Origin of the sequence: Pseudomonas fluorescens (assembly GCF_000967965.1) — a bacterium.
Taxonomy (GTDB): domain Bacteria; phylum Pseudomonadota; class Gammaproteobacteria; order Pseudomonadales; family Pseudomonadaceae; genus Aquipseudomonas; species Aquipseudomonas grandcourensis.
This window is the reverse complement of the sequence record NZ_LACC01000011.1, coordinates 508,719-525,041: the sequence shown is the minus strand read 5'-3', so window position 1 is coordinate 525,041 and position 16,323 is coordinate 508,719. Positions and strand designations below refer to the sequence as shown.

Annotated in this window: 11 protein-coding genes; 1 reads left to right on the top strand and 10 read right to left on the bottom strand. The window is 59.9% G+C overall.

Annotation, left to right across the window (positions count from 1 at the left end; translation table 11 throughout):
* Position 1: 1 nt before the first annotated feature.
* From VC35_RS09380 to VC35_RS09365, 4 genes are all read right to left on the bottom strand, one after another.
* Positions 2-1,780, bottom strand: a complete 1,779-nt coding sequence (locus tag VC35_RS09380; RefSeq protein WP_046039437.1) for an acyl-CoA dehydrogenase C-terminal domain-containing protein — start codon at positions 1,778-1,780, stop codon at positions 2-4.
* Between the two features lie 175 nt (positions 1,781-1,955).
* A complete protein-coding gene (locus tag VC35_RS09375) occupies positions 1,956-3,752 on the bottom strand; it encodes an acyl-CoA dehydrogenase C-terminal domain-containing protein (RefSeq protein WP_046039435.1) in 1,797 nt (598 codons plus the stop codon).
* Positions 3,753-3,837: 85 nt separating this feature from the next.
* On the bottom strand, positions 3,838-5,130 hold the full coding sequence (locus VC35_RS09370; RefSeq protein WP_046039434.1) for a GGDEF domain-containing protein: 1,293 nt from the start codon (positions 5,128-5,130) through the stop codon (positions 3,838-3,840).
* Between the two features lie 151 nt (positions 5,131-5,281).
* On the bottom strand, positions 5,282-7,417 hold the full coding sequence (locus VC35_RS09365) for a cytochrome-c peroxidase (protein WP_223465312.1): 2,136 nt from the start codon (positions 7,415-7,417) through the stop codon (positions 5,282-5,284).
* 1,109 nt (positions 7,418-8,526) lie between these two features.
* Here VC35_RS09365 and VC35_RS09360 point away from each other — a divergent pair.
* A complete protein-coding gene (locus tag VC35_RS09360; RefSeq protein WP_046039432.1) occupies positions 8,527-10,305 on the top strand; it encodes a hypothetical protein in 1,779 nt (592 codons plus the stop codon).
* Positions 10,306-10,376: 71 nt separating this feature from the next.
* On the opposite strand, the gene VC35_RS09355 is transcribed toward VC35_RS09360, so the two are convergent.
* The 6 genes from VC35_RS09355 to bioF all read right to left on the bottom strand — a co-directional run bounded on the left by VC35_RS09355 (position 10,377) and on the right by bioF (position 16,265).
* Positions 10,377-12,182 carry a phenylacyl-CoA dehydrogenase gene (locus tag VC35_RS09355; RefSeq protein ID WP_008051571.1) on the bottom strand — a complete coding sequence of 602 codons (1,806 nt, stop codon included), beginning with the start codon at positions 12,180-12,182 and terminating at the stop codon, positions 10,377-10,379.
* 278 nt (positions 12,183-12,460) lie between these two features.
* The gene (locus VC35_RS09350) at positions 12,461-12,757 is read right to left on the bottom strand and encodes a hypothetical protein (protein ID WP_046039431.1); all 297 of its coding nucleotides are present in this window, start codon (positions 12,755-12,757) and stop codon (positions 12,461-12,463) included.
* Positions 12,758-12,880: 123 nt separating this feature from the next.
* Positions 12,881-13,561, bottom strand: a complete 681-nt coding sequence (bioD, locus tag VC35_RS09345; protein ID WP_046039429.1) for a dethiobiotin synthase — start codon at positions 13,559-13,561, stop codon at positions 12,881-12,883.
* Entirely contained in the window at positions 13,558-14,370 is an 813-nt protein-coding gene (bioC, locus tag VC35_RS09340; RefSeq protein ID WP_046039428.1) for a malonyl-ACP O-methyltransferase BioC, read from the bottom strand. The genes bioD and bioC overlap by 4 nt, the downstream gene beginning before the upstream one ends.
* Positions 14,363-15,094 carry an alpha/beta fold hydrolase gene (locus tag VC35_RS09335; protein ID WP_046039426.1) on the bottom strand — a complete coding sequence of 244 codons (732 nt, stop codon included), beginning with the start codon at positions 15,092-15,094 and terminating at the stop codon, positions 14,363-14,365. Before VC35_RS09335 ends, bioC begins: the two co-directional genes overlap by 8 nt.
* A complete protein-coding gene (gene bioF / locus VC35_RS09330; RefSeq protein WP_046039424.1) occupies positions 15,087-16,265 on the bottom strand; it encodes an 8-amino-7-oxononanoate synthase in 1,179 nt (392 codons plus the stop codon). Before bioF ends, VC35_RS09335 begins: the two co-directional genes overlap by 8 nt.
* Positions 16,266-16,323: the final 58 nt, after the last annotated feature.

Sequence of the window (16,323 nt, the reverse complement as noted above, 5' to 3'; positions counted from 1 at the left end):
ATCAGAATTGTCCTGCATCCAGCAGGAACAACGATTCACTACCGGCCTTCACCGACGCGCTCAACGAGTGAATGCGCGGCAGCAGGCGGGCGAAATAGAACCGCGCCGTGCCCAGTTTGCTGGCGTAGAAATCGTCTTGCGCTTCCTTGCCGAAAGCCGCCTTGGCCATCAGGGCCCACATGTAGGCGTACGCCACGTAGCCGAACACCTGTAGATACTCGACTGACGCCGCGCCGATTTCGTTCGGATTGCTCTTCGCTCGGTCAAGCAGCCATGCGGTCAGTTCATCGAGGGTGGTCACCGCGTCGTTCAGCGGCTTGGTGAACTCGGCGAGGTCCGCGCTGGCGGTCGCCGTGAAGTGACGAATCTCGTCGGCGAACAGATTGTAGAACGCCCCGCCGCTACCGACGATCTTGCGCCCGACCAGGTCCAGCGCCTGAATGCCGTTGGTGCCTTCGTAGATCTGGGTGATGCGTACGTCACGCACCAGTTGCTCCTGGCCCCACTCACGGATGTAACCGTGGCCGCCGAAGATCTGCTGGCCGTGTACGGTGGTTTCCAGGCCGAGGTCGGTCAGGAACGCCTTGGCCACCGGGGTCAGCAATGCCACCAGGTCTTCCGCACGCTTGCGGGTGGTGGCGTCTTCGCTGAACTTGGCGGTGTCCAGTTGCATCGCCACGTAGGTGGAGAACGCACGGCCCCCTTCGTTCGAAGCTTTCATGGTCAGCAGCATGCGACGCACGTCCGGGTGGACGATGATCGGGTCAGCGACTTTGTCCTTGTTCTGTGCACCGGTCGGCGAACGGCTTTGCAGACGGTCACGGGCGTATTCCACAGCGTTCTGGTACGAGCGCTCGCCCGTGGCCAGGCCCTGAATACCGACGCCCAGACGCTCGTAGTTCATCATGGTGAACATCGCCGCCAGGCCCTTGTTTGGCTCGCCGACCAGGTAACCCACGGCTTCATCGAAGTTCATCACGCAGGTCGCGGACGCCTGGATGCCCATCTTGTGCTCGATCGAGCCACAGTTCGCCGGGTTGCGCGCGCCCAGGCTGCCATCGGCATTGACCATGAACTTGGGTACCAGGAACAGCGAAATGCCTTTCGGCCCCGCCGGTGCATCCGGCAGCTTGGCCAGCACCAGGTGGATGATGTTTTCGGTCAGGTCGTGTTCGCCACCGGTGATGAAAATCTTGGTGCCGCTGACCTTGTAGGAACCGTCGGCCTGAGGCTCTGCCTTGGTACGGATGATTCCCAGGTCTGTACCGGCGTGCGGCTCGGTCAGGCACATGGAACCGGCCCAGATGCCGGCGTACATGTTCGGCAGGTACGCGGCTTTCAGCTCTTCGCTGGCGTGGGCGTTGATCGACAGGCAAGCGCCAGCGGTCAGCATCGGGTACAAGCCGAACGACAGGCTGGCGGAGTTGACCATTTCTTCGACCTGGGCCGAAACGGCTTTGGGCATGCCCATGCCGCCGTAGGACGGATCGCCACCGACACCGACCCAGCCGCCTTCCGCGTAGGTCTGATAGGCCTGTGGGAAACCTGCCGGCGTGGTGACGGCACCGTCCGCCCAATGGCAACCTTCTTCGTCAGCGGCACGGCTCAGCGGTGCGATGCTTTTGCTGGTGACTTTGCCGGCTTCTTCCAGGATGGCTTCGACCGTTTCTGCATCCACGGTTTCAGCCAGTGCAGGCAGTTCGGCCCAGAGTTTGGCGACCTCGAAAACTTCATTGAGGACGAAGCGCATATCGCGCAGGGGCGCTTTGTAGTCAGCCATGGCAAACCTCGCAAGATCTATACAGGTGATTCACAGGAAGAGTATTTTCGTTGGGTCGGAGTGTAACCCAACAACTTTTGCGACACATAGGGTCAACTCATGACCATTTTGTTATTTTTAGTCATCAACAAAAAAGCCCGCGCAAGGCGAGCTTCTTTGTAACGGATTTATATGACTAAAGCGCAAACAACTCCGCCGGCAGTTGCATCAGACAATCACTACCCGCCTCTATGGCCGCACGATGAGCGGCAGTGCGTGGCAGCAGACGCTTGAAGTAAAACTCGTTGGTCGCCAGTTTGCCCCGGCAGAAATCGCCATCGTCGCTGCCCGCATCGAGCTGCGCCTGAGCCACCAGCGCCATGCGCAACCACAGGTAGCCGAGGATGATGTAACCGCTGTACATCAGGTAATCCACCGACGCGGCACCGACCTCGTCAGGGTTTTTCATCGCTGCCATACCGACCTTGGTAGTCAACTCACCCCACTGCTGGTTCAGTTGATTGAGCTGCGCCACATACCCGGCCAGTTGTGGATGCTCGGCGTTCGCCGCGCAGAACTTGTGGACGATTTTGGTGAAGCCGCGCAACAGCTTGCCCTGACTGCCGAGCACCTTGCGCCCCAGCAAGTCCAGCGCCTGAATGCCGTTGGTACCCTCATAGATCGGCGCAATCCGGCAGTCGCGCACCAGTTGTTCCATTCCCCATTCGCGAATGAACCCGTGGCCGCCAAACACCTGCATGCCGTGGTTGGTCACCTCCAGACCGGTGTCGGTCATGAAGGCTTTGCAGATCGGCGTGAGAAACGCCAACAAATCTTCGGCGTCCTGGCGCGCTGTTTCATCCGGGCTCAGGTGGGCAACGTCGAGCAACTGCGCGGTGAAGTAGGTCAGCGCGCGGTTGCCTTCGTTGAAGGCTTTCATGGTCAGTAACATCCGCCGCACATCAGGGTGCACGATGATCGGATCGGCGGCTTTTTCCGGCGCTTTCGGGCCGGTCAACGAGCGCATCTGCAAACGGTCGTTGGCGTATTTGATCGCGCCCTGGAAGCTCGCCTCCCCCAGACACAGCCCCTGCATGCCGGTACCCAGCCGCGCGTGGTTCATCATGGTGAACATGCAGTTGAGGCCCTTGTTCGGCTCGCCGATCAAGAAGCCCTTGGCCTCGTCGAAGTTCAGCACGCAGGTGGCCGAGGCCTTGATGCCCATTTTGTGTTCGATCGAGCCGCAGGACACGCCGTTGCGCTCGCCCGCTTCGCCCGCCGCATCGGGCAGGAACTTGGGCACGATGAACAGCGAAATGCCCTTGGTCCCGGCCGGTGCGTCCGGCAATTTGGCCAGCACCAGGTGAATGATGTTGGCGCTCATGTCGTGCTCGCCGGCGGAGATGAAGATCTTGCTGCCGGAGATCGCGTAGCTGCCATCGGCCGCAGGTACGGCGCGGGTCTTGATGATGCCCAGGTCGGTGCCGCAATGGGCTTCGGTCAGGCACATGGTGCCGGTCCATTGGCCAGCGGTGAGCTTCTTCAAATAGGTCTGCTTTTGCGCCTCGGTGCCATGGGCGTGAATCGCCGACATCGCACCGTGGGTCAGGCCGGGGTACATGCCCCATGAGGTGTTGCTGGACCCCACCATCTCGCTGATCACCAGGCCCAGAGAGATCGGCAACCCTTGACCACCGTAAAGCGGATCCGCCGCCAGGCCATGCCAGCCGCCCGCGACATATTGAGCGAATGCCTGCTTGAAGCCCGCGGGTGTGGTGACCACGCCATTGTCGAAATGGCAGCCTTCTTCATCGCCGCTGCGGTTGAGCGGCGACAGTACGTTTTCGCAGAACTTCGCCCCTTCTTCGAGGATCGCATTGACCATGTCCGGGCTGGCATCGGTGGCCCCCAGTGCGGCGTAGTTGCGGTGAAAGTCGAAGACGTGGTCGATCAGAAAGCGCATGTCGCGCAAGGGAGCTTTGTACTCGGGCATGGTCATTCTCCGTCGGCAGATTTCTCCAACCTACTGCTGCCGACCACGCCTCACAATCACTTTGCGCTCGCTGAATGCGCCATCATCACTCAACCGTAGCGGCGTCCATGCGCACGGCGCCACGGCGGTTCTGCCCGAACGCCATCACGCAGTTGCGCCCGGCGCCTTTGGCGCTGTAGAGCGCCTGGTCAGCGGACTTGAGCACCTCTTCGGGGGTGCGCTGATCGATCCGCTCGGCGACGCCGATACTGACCGTCACCGACACACTCGACGCACCGGAACCGGCACGCCGCTGGCGCCCCTGCTGATCGTCCTGCGGGCGATTTTCCTGGTTTCGCAATTGAATGTTGTAAGTGGCGATGGACTCGCGGATCACTTCAAGATGCGGCATGCACTCTTCGAGGGTCTTGCCTGCAAACACTAGGGCGAACTCCTCACCGCCGTAGCGATAAGCCTTACCGCCACCGCCGATTTTCGACAGTTTGCTGGCCACCAGTCGCAGCACCTGGTCGCCGACGTCGTGGCCGTGGGTGTCGTTGAATTTCTTGAAGTGGTCGACGTCGCTCATGGCAAGCACGTAGTTGCGCCCCAACCGTTGCATGCGTTCATTCAGCGCACGACGGCCCGGCAGCCCGGTCAGTTCGTCGCGGAAGGCCATTTGATAGGCTTCGTGGGCAACGGCGGCGGCGATCATCAGCATCACCTGGCTGCACATGATGTTCAGCGTGAACGGCAGGATGAAGGTTTTCGGCAACATCCAGAACAACCCGAGCAGCCCCACCAATTGCGCGGCATGGAGCGGGCGCGGGTTGCGCCAGTATTGCCAGGCCAGCAGCAGGAACGCCGCAATGAACACCGGATAGGACAACTGGATCAGGCTCATCCAGGCGCCATGCAAGGCAGGCCAGCGAATCTCCGACAGCCAGATCAGCAGCGCGTGTGGATAACTTTGCTCAAGCGCCAGCGTCACGCTGCCGACCGCGAGCAAAACCGCGAAGCGTGCCACCATGTCCTGGAACAGATGGGTACGTTCCTGCCACGCCGCGAACACGCCAAACAGCAGCGGCAGCAGCAGGCAACACAAATGAAAGACCACGGCGGCATCGTCACGCACCTTGCCGTTGTCGCGGTAATAGTCGGTCTGGGTGTCGAGCAGGAAGTAGGCGATGTACACCGTGACCATCAGAAACAGTTCACGCTGGCGTCGGTACACCGCGCAATAGGCACCACCGAGCAACAGCACCAGGGTAGGCAGCACGTTGAACAGCGACGTGAAGAAGACGTTCAGATCCTTGATGTAAGCAGCCGCAAGCCCCGCCAGTAACAGTACTAATGACGGCAGGAAATGACTGAAACGTACAGCAGATGAGCGCGGCAAGGGTAAAGCTCCGACCCGTCAGATCAATAGATGGCAATGTGCCCACCACTTTAACGGCAGCCCCCCCGATTTACTGAGTGAAATACTGAGGTATTTGTAAAAAGTCGTCACTGGCAGCCATCAGCCGCCAGTGACGCAAGGGCAAATACAGTTACAGGTCGTTGTTGAACGGTTGCAGCGGCCCTTCCAGCGCTGCGCGACCTTCGGCACCGACCGGATTGAGCTCAATTTCGGCGTCCTGCGCCTGCCGGGTAGTGATCTTCGGACTGGCCGGTTTTTGCCCGACCGAGTTTTCATCACCCTTTTCGCCCTGTGGCAGTACCAGCGATGGATGGTCAAACGGCGCCCGTTCCCACGCGACCCGAGGGTCGGTCAGCCCGACTTCCATGAACTTGACCAGCGCATCCACTTCAACCGGGGTGAGGTTCAGCCGAGTCATGTCCGGATCGAGGTTCGAGCCGTTGTGCTGGTTGACCGCCGGGTGCTCGAAGCCACTGGTGTTGCTGGCATCTTCACCACGCCGGTCGCCGCCGCGGTTGTAGAACTCCATCACCTGTTGCAGCGTTGCGCGACTGCCGTTGTGGAAATACGGTCCGGTCAACGCGATATTGCGCAAGGTCGGTGTCTTGAAGGCGCCATCGACCGCATCGCGAAAACCGACATTGGGCTTGAGCGTCGCATCACAAGGGATGGCCGGGCTCAAAGGCACTTCGAAGGTGCACACATCAACTTCCAGCGGGTCAGGGATCTGGCCGCCCTGGAGTACGGTGTTGTACTCGCGAGTGAAAGACAACGGATTGCCCCAGGCATCCGCCCCGCCGAGCGCCAGGTCTTCCGAGGTCGGACGCACCCCGGTGTTGTAGAAGCCGTTGTCATAGAGCGTCGTGAGGTTGTCGGCCATGACCATGCGTTCGATCCGTTCCCGAGGATGGAACAGCAAGCGGCTGCCGGCGTTGGTCAATTCCGCGCCGCCGTGGCAACTGACGCACTTGCCCTTGCCCAGGAACAGATTCATGCCCTGGACCTGCTGGTCGTTCATGGCCGCATGATCGCCCTGCAAATAAGCATCCAGCGGCGCCTGGTCCGAGATCAGCGTGGACTCATACATCTGAATCGCCAGCCCGAAGAACAGCGGGAAGTTCGCCTCCATCTGAGTGTAGGGGGCGTCGCCCAACAAGACCTGCTGCGTGGCATTCCACAAACGCGGCTGGAACGCGTTCTTGATCAGTTCACGGTAAGTCGGCCGACGGCCGCGGGACACCGGCCCGAGTACTGAGTCGGTTGACGAGATCCGTTGCTGTTTGAGTATCAAGGTATCGAGCATGCGCCGGCCAATGTCGGCGAAGGTACGCCCACCGCAGGACATTTCCACCGGGCTGCCGGGCGGCCCTACCGCTTGCGAGGCGGCGGAAGCATCCTTGAGCGCCAGCCTGACTTTGGTCGCCACGCCACTGCGATCGCTCGTCACGAAAATCCCGGCGTCAGGGTCGCGATTGCCGAACGGTGAGAAACCGTTGAATACGTTGTTGGCCCGGCCATCCCAGAAGTTGCGCACGTTGAACGCAGCGTTGATCACCGTCGGTGCGTTACGCCCTGTGCTACGGCGAACATTGATACCGCCCACCTGGAAGATACCGTCTGGTTGCTGAATGCACTTGTCGAACCGCGACTGATTGGGCTTGACGAAGTTGGCGTCGAACACGCCTTGGGAGCCGATCACATCATCGCTTGAATAGACAATCGCCGAGTTGCGATCCAGCGGATCGGCCAGCACGTGGGTCGGGAAGTCACTTTTCTTCAGCAGGTAGTTCGGACCGCCTTTGCCACCGGACCTGGTGGTGTAGCTCGGCACGTCGCCCGGAATATCCGACGCGGTAAACGGCTTGTTGAAGATCGACGAGACGTTCGCGTTGGTGTTCGCCTGGCCCGGGTTGATCTGGTTGGTGGTGCGATGATCGACACCCGCGTGGAAGTGGCAAGACGCGCAAGCGGTGGAGCCGTCACTGCCGATCTCCATGTCCCAGAACAGTGCCTTGCCCAGGAAAACGGCCGCTGAGCGATTGAGCACGTAGTCGGCCATCAGGTCGACCTTGCGCCCGCCTTCGGTTCCTGAAGGGTCGGGAGGCGTCATGCCGCGCAGTGACTGCAGGCTGGGCACGTCCGGCACGGCCGGAACGACCGGGTCTGCGGCCCAAACGCTCATGACGGGCAGGCCCATGGCAAAGAGTGTCATCAACATCGCACGGGGCAAGCAGGTGGTTCGAAAGATGCTCAAATACTTAAACATGACGACGTTCCCGATTCAGTACGGAGTAGTCAGGCTCCGCGGTTGCCCTGTTGCGAGATGAGTTCATCGCCATGAATCTTGCTGCTCGCTGGAGTAACCACATCAACTTGAAGTTGCATGGGCAATGCGAGACCTGACTGGCAAAGCACTCTCGTGGCTCGGGCCATTTTAAAGAATGATATTTCGCACCACTGGGGTAGCGCTTGATGCAACTCTAGCCGCAATAAAATATTTCAACATGAAAATTTCAATATTTTTATTTAAGCCAAATCAATAAACCCTACAAACAACAGGAACTGCGCACTATTCCTCAGTTATGGTTAAACCTCACCCCATTATTGGGTGTAATTCCCCAAACAGCCCGCATCAGGCGATCACCAACGGTCTCTAAAGCCAGCATTTAAAGGGCATCACGCCACCAGACTGCGTTTCTTGAACCTGGCAGAGTATTTGCCAATCCAAACACCCCGGTGAAAGCGGTACTTTAAAAAACACCTGTAAAAAACCGCATCGCCAGCCAATAGAACCGTCTATCAGGCATATAAAATCCATTCGTGCGCAAGTTGTACTGCGCTAGCTATTACCTTTTTTATTCATACCGCCAATACAAGCCTATTCTTTCATCATCTTCTTCAACACCCCTTCCTGCACACATAAGACCTTAGTAGTATTTAACAGGCAACACTTCTCAATCAAAACCAATGGAGACACTTACTAAAATTTTTCACACCACTCCAAACTTGGGTATATATCCCCACCCACTTTGGCGTTAACCACTTAACATATAACTATGTGTATACCACCAACATCAGCGCAGCCCGCATTTTTGCTGGCTAACAAGCGACTTAACCAATCAGGCACGACTACTGCTATGAGCCCCTCAGGCTCAAGGAAATGTCTCTCGCGTTTGCGTCCGTAACCGGCCAACGCAACGCAGGTGAAAGCATCCGAACGGCAAGTGACGACAGTACACAGGCACTTATCCCGCCGGATCGAGCCCCCATTCGACACTCACGGCTTTGCGTTTTTCTTGCGCAGGATTCAGCGCATCAGCAGATCCGCGATCTCGATCGGCCGGCAATTGGTCCTGCAAGATTCTGGAGTGAGCCATGAGCTTATCTTTGTTCGAAAAAACGCTCGCCATACCGCTGCTGCCTCACAAACGATTCAACCGCATCTTCAGTCGCCATGCTCTGCTCGCCAGTGCCGTCGCTGTCGCACTGGCCATTGGTGGTGGAGATGCATTTGCCAAAAACGGAGCTGGCGGTGGCGGTGGCGGTGGCGGCGGGACTGCCAAGCCCCCGGGTTTGCCCTCGCCGTTCACGACACCCACACTGCCCGATCCGATTTTTACAAACCCGACTGCGATTCATGGGTTTGACGTTACCGGTTTTATCCAAAACATGACCCTGGACACCACCAATGCGAATTGCCCCAATACCAGCAACCCGGGCCGCTTTGGGGGGACCGTCCAGTTGAACGGCGTCACGATTGTTGTCCCTTGCAACACCGTTATGCAGATGCCGGCCAATACCCTGACCTGGGCCGACTTCGTCAGGGGTGGAACGCTGGCGCTCGGAAAATCACCGGCAGCCTACCCCTCGTTCGAGATCCATGTGGTAGGTAATACTGTCTCCAACAAGCAAATTGCCGGGCTGATCTTTGTCTCCCAGCAATCAGTCAATGCGGGTAGCGGTATCATCACCCGGATCGACTACACCAATGGCAACCTCGAAGTTGACAGCGGGAACCCGACGCAACCCACGATCATTCAGATCAACGATCCGACTGGACGTTTTGGCCGTGCCCAAAGCCCCGACCCACGCTTCTCCGTCGATGATGCCAACCCGACCATCCATGCCGCCACCGGCTACCCGATGTGCGTGCCGCGCACGATTTCCGGGGACGATGCGCTCTGCCCACAGAAAAACCGGCCAAAAGTGGTCACCCCGACCACGACCAACAACTGCCGCAACTTCAGCCAGGCCGGCGTCACGCCTCCGGCCAGTGGAGAGCTCTCGGGTCCAGCGGTGGGGCAGGTCTATTGCAGCCAGTACGTCATGAAGAGATTCAGCGATGCTACACGCACGGCGACGGACTCCGACCCGACACAACAGGCACCCTTCGAAGTCGGCGACTTCATCAGCTGGTCCGGTACTCTGTTCAAGTCAGCAACAACGGGCCTCCCGGACTTCATCTCTGCACACACGATCGAGGCGAATGTCGGGATCTACACTCAGCCTGGTTCGCAGCCCAGCTACCTGGCTATCGGGGAGTTTGGCATCGGTACGGCCGACCCGGCCGCAACGGCCATCAACGGAGTAGCCCAGGAGACGCAGGACCGGATTTTCCTTGAAGCCTCCACCACCGACATCCAGACCCCGGTCGACATCTATCTGATCGATGTCAATCCATCGACAGGTGTGCAAACCAATCGCTGGGCGACACCCTATGAGATGACAGGTGAGTGCAACCCTGCGCTGGGCCTTGCGGCCAGTTGCCTGGGAGCCTCGGGCGGTATTACCACACAGAACACGGGCCCACAGCCACAACGCGCCAGATTACGCGCGACCAAAGCGCCCACCGGGCTACTTAGCCAGCCGACACGTACCTTGCGCGTCGTTGCGCGGTCACTTTGCGTTCCACAGCTAAGCTTGTCCCAGGTCGGCGTGGACAGTTGCATCCAGAACGCGAGCAGGCTGACCGTCGCCAATGGACTGATTGCCGGACAGTATGTGGCGCCGGTGTTCGAGTTCATCTTTCCGGAAGGCGTCAAGCCTGGCGATCCCGTCGTCCCGAACGACTTCTGGCACCTGCCGTTCATACGTAACGGAGAAGGCGTGGGCACCCCGACTGGCGTCGGCCCTCTCGACCCGACGCCATGGTGAGCAAGGCCTGACCACCGCGAAAAAAAAACCGCCGCTCCCGGAGGAAGCGGCGGCTTTTTTGAAGTTAAGGCTTAGTAGCCCAGGTCGAAGTTCTCTTCTTTCATGTCCATCAGGTTGTTGGCGCCCGACAGCATGGTTGCGACGTGAGTGCGGGTACGCGGCAGGATGCGCTGGAAGTAGAAGCGCGCAGTCTGCAGCTTGGCGGTGTAGAACGCCTCTTCGGAAGTGCCGGCAGCCAGTTTCTCGGCAGCCAGGCGTGCCATGTCAGCCCAGAAGTAGGCCAGGCAGGCGTAACCGGAGTACATCAGGTAGTCCACGGAGGCCGCGCCAACTTCTTCGCGATCTTTCATGGCAGCCATACCGACCTTCATGGTCAGCTCGCCCCATTCCTTGTTCAGTGCAGCCAACGGAGCGACGAACTCTTGAACCGCTTCGTTGCCTTCGTTGGTCTGGCAGAACTTGTGGACGATCTTGGTGAAGCCCTTAAGAGCCTCGCCTTGGGTCATCAGCACTTTACGGCCCAGCAGGTCGAGTGCCTGGATACCGGTGGTGCCTTCGTACAGCATCGAGATGCGGCTGTCGCGGACGTTCTGCTCCATGCCCCACTCGGCGATGAAGCCGTGGCCGCCATAGATCTGCACGCCGTGGTTAGCCGATTCGAAACCGACTTCGGTCATGAAGGCCTTGGCGATTGGCGTCATGAACGCCAACAGTGCGTCAGCTTTCTTCTTCTCTTCTTCGTCCACGCCGTACTTGACGATGTCGACCTGCTTGGCGGTGAAGTAAACCATCGCACGGTTGCCTTCGGCGAAGGCCTTCATGGTCAACAGCATGCGGCGTACGTCAGGGTGCACGATGATCGGGTCAGCGGCTTTGTCCGGCGCTTTCGGGCCAGTCAGCGAGCGCATCTGCAGACGGTCGCGAGCGTATTTCAGGCCGCCCTGGAAACCGACTTCGGCGTGGGCCAGGCCTTGCAGCGCGGTACCCAGGCGTGCGGTGTTCATGAAGGTGAACATGCAGTTCAGGCCTTTGTTCGCCGGGCCGATCAGGAAACCGGTGGCGCCGTCGAAGTTCATCACGCAGGTGGCGTTGCCGTGGATGCCCATCTTGTGTTCCAGGGAACCACAGGACACAGCGTTACGCGCGCCAACCGAACCATCGGCGTTCGGCATGAACTTCGGCACGATGAACAGGGAGATGCCTTTGGTGCCAGCCGGTGCATCCGGCAGGCGGGCCAGTACGATGTGGACGATGTTATCGGCCATGTCGTGTTCACCGGCCGAGATGAAGATCTTGGTGCCGGAAACCTTGTAGGAACCGTCGGCCTGAGGCTCGGCCTTGGTGCGCAGCATGCCCAGGTCGGTGCCGCAATGCGGCTCGGTCAGGCACATGGTGCCGGTCCACTCGCCGGAAACCAGCTTGGTCAGGTAAGCCTCTTGCTGCTCAGGGGTGCCGTGCTCGGAGATGGTGTTCATCGCACCGTGCGAGAGGCCTGGGTACATGCCCCACGACCAGTTGGACTCGCCAACCATTTCGCTGATCGCCAGACCCAAGGACTCCGGCAGGCCTTGGCCACCGTGCTCTACGTCGTGAGCCAGGCTCGGCCAGCCACCTTCGACGAATTGCTTGTAGGCTTCCTTGAAGCCAGTCGGGGTCTTGACGCCGGACTCGCTCCAGGTGCAACCCTCGATGTCGCCCACGCGGTTCAGCGGAGCCAGTACCTGCTCACAAAACTTGGCGCCTTCCTCGAGAATGGCGTCAACCATGTCCGGAGTTGCGTCGGCACAAGCCGGAAGGCTCTGATAGTGCGCTTCGTAGCCGAGCAGCTCGTCACGAACGAAGCGAATATCACGCAAGGGGGCCTTGTAGTCAGGCATAGCGATAAACCTCTGCTGATGTAACCGGGAATGAACGACCGCATGGATTTGTTGTTGCGATCAAACAGTTGTTTGAAACATACGTTTACGCCCAAATCTTGTCAAGCGTCGATCTTTTGCCGTTCGTCATCGCAGGATTGGACACACAGGCACGCGACAACGCAGCCGCGCTTGCGAAGCAGCCCGCCGCACCGAAAAGATTAGTTGAACAAGAAAGACTTACGCAGAAAAACGCCGCGAACAGGCGCGGCGCTGGAGGGTGCGGATTCTGTAAATAATCAGGCGTAGGTATCGATCAACGTCCCGAGCACTTCGTCGGCTGCCTTGGCGACTTTCACGCCCAGCTCCGCCTGAATCTTGCCTTGGGCCATTTCGGCCACGTTGCTGGCCAGGTCCGATTGCTGGCTGCGATCAACCGATCGCAGACGATCGACCTGTGCCTCGGAGGACTGGCTGGTGACCGAACGCTCGATGGTGGTGTTGGCGATCTGCCCGGCGGCTTGATCGACACGGTTCTGCCCTGTCTGAATGGTGCTCAGACCGGCATAAAAAGCGGTGTTTCCTGAGATTTCCATGGGAGAACTCGTCCTTTCAAAGGATCAACAGCGGCCATTGAAGCAGAGTGGCCGGCAAAACACCCGTCAAAAACACTAATGGCACAGTGCCTTGTCATAGGCAAAACCCCCATGCGACAAACTTCAGTCCAACAGGTCCAGTTGCAAGTGCTCGGCCACTGCCTCGGCCGTAACGGCCTTGAGTTTAGGCACACGCCCCAGGCACGGCGCCGGGAGGCGCTCGGCAAGGGTAGCCAGGTTTTCTTCCAGCCGCGAGGTCTTCGGGTCGATGATATTGGCCACCCATCCCGCCAGTTGCAAACCGTCCCGGGCTATCGCTTCGGCGGTCAACAAGGCATGGCTGATACACCCCAGGCGTACACCGACCACCAGGATCACCGGCAGCTTCAATGCGATGGCCAGGTCCGACAGATTGTCCTGATCCGCCAAGGGTACGCGCCAGCCGCCGGCGCCTTCGATCAGGGTGAAGTCCGCCTGCATGCCCAGAATCTGCCGCATCGGCGTCAGCAACGACTGCACCGTCAGCGCCACACCCGCCTCTCGCGCCGCCAGATGCGGGGCAATGGCCGGTTCGAAGGCCATCGGATTGACCTGTGTATAGGTCAGCGGCAGCGAACACTCCGCCAGCAAGGCCAGCGCATCGGCGTTGCGCAGGCCCTTGGGCGTCACATCGCAACCGGACGCGACCGGTTTGCCCGCCGCCGTGCTCAAACCCGCCGAACGCGCCGCATGCAACAGCCCCGCAGCGACCGTGGTTTTACCGACATCGGTATCCGTACCGGCGATGAAATAGGCTGCGCTCATAAGGGTTTCTCCAAGACGGCGTACACCACTTGATAAGTCGCCGGCAGGCCCTGGGCCTGACGAAACTGTTCGTAAGCCTCGATCAGACCCAGAATCCGCGCCCGGCCGGTCAAGCCACCCGGCCGCCCGGGATTGAGATTGTGCGCACCCAACGCCTTGAGTTCATGGGTCAGGCAACGCACATCCGGGTAATGCAGCACGTGCGCAAGGTTTTGCAGACTGACCACATTCAAGCCGCTGGCCGCACACAACTGCTGATAAACACCAAACTCCCGGAAGCGGTTGACGTGCACCATGCCGTCGACTTCGCGCCAGCTGTCACGCAATTCAAACAACGTCCCTACACACAGACTAGCAAACGCGAAAATGCCACCCGGCTTCAGCACTCGAAAAGCTTCACTGAGCACCGAGTCGAAGTCCGCGCACCACTGCACGGCCAGGCTGGAGAAGACCAGGTCGCAGGTCGAATCCTGCAGTGGCAAACGCTCGGCATCACCGGCCACGAAATGCGCGGCACCGCCCAGTGGCCGGGCGTGGTTGAGCATGCCTTCGGCGATGTCCAGCGCCACACCATGGCTGCCCGGAAATTGCTCGTCCAGGGTACGACTGAAATGCCCGGTGCCACAGCCAAGGTCCAGCCAACGCTGCGGTACGAAGTCCTGCGGCAGGCACCCGAGCAATTGTCTGCCCACATCACGCTGCAACTCGGCCACGCTGTCGTAACTGGCCGCCGCGCGGGAGAATGATGCTGCAACCTGGCGCTTGTCGGGCAAGGCGCCGGGCAGGTTGGGAAGGGATAAATCAGTCATCACCAGACTCATGCAAAAAGGCCTGGATCGCCCCCGCCACACCGTGGGGATCCTCCAGGAGAAACGCGTGGCTGGCCTGTTCAATCAGACCGATTTCGACATCCGGCAGCAGTGCCAACAATTCGCCCGCCGCTTCCGCCGGCACCAACCCGTCGAGGCCGGCGAACAGATGCAGTTGCGGCCCCTGAAAATCCAGTAAAGCCTGGCGTGTACTCAACCCACCCAACAGCTCCAATCCACTGAGCAGCGCCGAAGCCGAGGACTTGGGAGCGCCAGCCAACAAAAGGCGAGCCAGCGAGCGTGGGTCGGGGGAGCCTTGTGAACAAAGAAGACTGAAGCGTTTCAAGGTCGCCTCCGGATTCAAACGGCATCCGCTGAGGAAGGCCTTGAAGTCCTCTTCGTGCATGGCATGGGACCAACCGGCCCAAGCCACAAAACAGGGATTGCTGGCCAACGTCAGCAACCCGCAGCAACGATCACCACGACGCGCCGCCAACTCGGACGCCAGCATGCCGCCCAATGACCAACCACCAAGCCAGGCGTCTTGCGGCAACGTCGAATCAAGCTCATCGAGCCACTCTTCAAGATCGCTCGACCCCAGCTCCGGCAACGGCTCGATCTCGACGCGCAGGTGCTCATCCAGGCCGCGCAAGGCCGCCGCAAGAGGCTCCAGCGGTGAAACGCCAAGCCCCCAGCCGGGCAGCAGAATCAGACGATCACGCATGGCTTGGCTCCGGCTTCAGTTGCTGAAAACAATCGGCCAGTCCATTTAACAATAGCTGTACCTGAACCTCGCTGTGGGCAGCCGTCAGCGTGACCCGCAGACGGGCACTGCCGGCGGGTACGGTCGGCGGGCGAATCGCGGTCACCATCAACCCGCGTTCGCGCAGCATTTGCGAAAGGCGCACCGCACGCCCCGCGTCACCGATCATGATTGGCTGGATCGGCGTGAAGCTGTCCATGAGTTCCAGGCCAATCTGCTCGGCACCTTTGCGGAACTGGCGGATCAGCGTCTGCAAATGCTCGCGGCGCCAGTGTTCGCTGCGCAGCAGTTCCAGGCTTTTCAACGTGGCGCAGGCCAGCGCAGGTGGCTGGCTGGTGGTGTAGATGTAGGGGCGGGCGAACTGGATCAGGCTTTCGATCAGCTCTTCGCTGCCAGCGACAAAGGCACCCGCCGTACCGAACGCCTTGCCGAGGGTGCCGACCAGCACCGGAACGTCATCCTGGCTCAAGCCGAAGTGTTCGACGATGCCGCCACCGTTGGCGCCCAGCGGTCCAAAACCATGGGCATCGTCGACCATCAACCAGGCGCCTTTGGCCTTGGCTTCTCGGGCCAGCGCAGGCAAGTCGGCGATATCACCGTCCATGCTGAACACGCCGTCGGTGACCACCAGCGTATTGCCGGTGGCTTTTTCCAGGCGTTTGGCCAGGCTCACCGGGTCGTTGTGCAGGTAGCGATTGAACCGCGCGCCGGACAACAGCCCCGCGTCGAGCAGCGACGCATGATTGAGCCGGTCTTCGAGCACCGTATCACCCTGCCCCACCAGCGCAGTGACCGCGCCGAGGTTGGCCATGTAGCCGGTGGTGAACAGCAACGCGCGCGGGCGACCGGTCAGGTCGGCCAACGCTTCTTCCAAGGCATGGTGCGGGGAGCTATGACCGATAACCAGGTGTGATGCCCCTCCGCCCACCCCCCACTTCGAAGCGCCGGCACGCCAGGCTTCGATCACTTGCGGATGATTGGCCAGGCCCAGGTAGTCGTTGTTACAGAACGCCAGCAACGGCTGGCCATCGACCACCACTTGGGGCCCCTGTGGGCTTTCGAGCAGCGGGCGCTGGCGGTAGAGGTTTTCGGCACGACGGGCGGCAAGGCGTGCGGCGAGATCGAAAGACATGCAGGCCTCGACTATCAAATGACACATGTCCCCTGTGGGAGCGAGCCAGCTCGCGAAG

Coding starts and splice junctions, on each gene's coding strand:
- VC35_RS09380 (WP_046039437.1), bottom strand. CDS start 1,780: ATGGCTGACTACAAAGCGCCCCTGCGCGATATGCGCTTCGTCCTCAAT.
- VC35_RS09375 (WP_046039435.1), bottom strand. CDS start 3,752: ATGCCCGAGTACAAAGCTCCCTTGCGCGACATGCGCTTTCTGATCGAC.
- VC35_RS09365 (WP_223465312.1), bottom strand. CDS start 7,417: ATGTTTAAGTATTTGAGCATCTTTCGAACCACCTGCTTGCCCCGTGCG.
- VC35_RS09360 (WP_046039432.1), top strand. CDS start 8,527: ATGAGCTTATCTTTGTTCGAAAAAACGCTCGCCATACCGCTGCTGCCT.
- VC35_RS09355 (WP_008051571.1), bottom strand. CDS start 12,182: ATGCCTGACTACAAGGCCCCCTTGCGTGATATTCGCTTCGTTCGTGAC.
- VC35_RS09350 (WP_046039431.1), bottom strand. CDS start 12,757: ATGGAAATCTCAGGAAACACCGCTTTTTATGCCGGTCTGAGCACCATT.
- bioD (WP_046039429.1), bottom strand. CDS start 13,561: ATGAGCGCAGCCTATTTCATCGCCGGTACGGATACCGATGTCGGTAAA.
- bioC (WP_046039428.1), bottom strand. CDS start 14,370: ATGACTGATTTATCCCTTCCCAACCTGCCCGGCGCCTTGCCCGACAAG.
- VC35_RS09335 (WP_046039426.1), bottom strand. CDS start 15,094: ATGCGTGATCGTCTGATTCTGCTGCCCGGCTGGGGGCTTGGCGTTTCA.
- bioF (WP_046039424.1), bottom strand. CDS start 16,265: ATGTCTTTCGATCTCGCCGCACGCCTTGCCGCCCGTCGTGCCGAAAAC.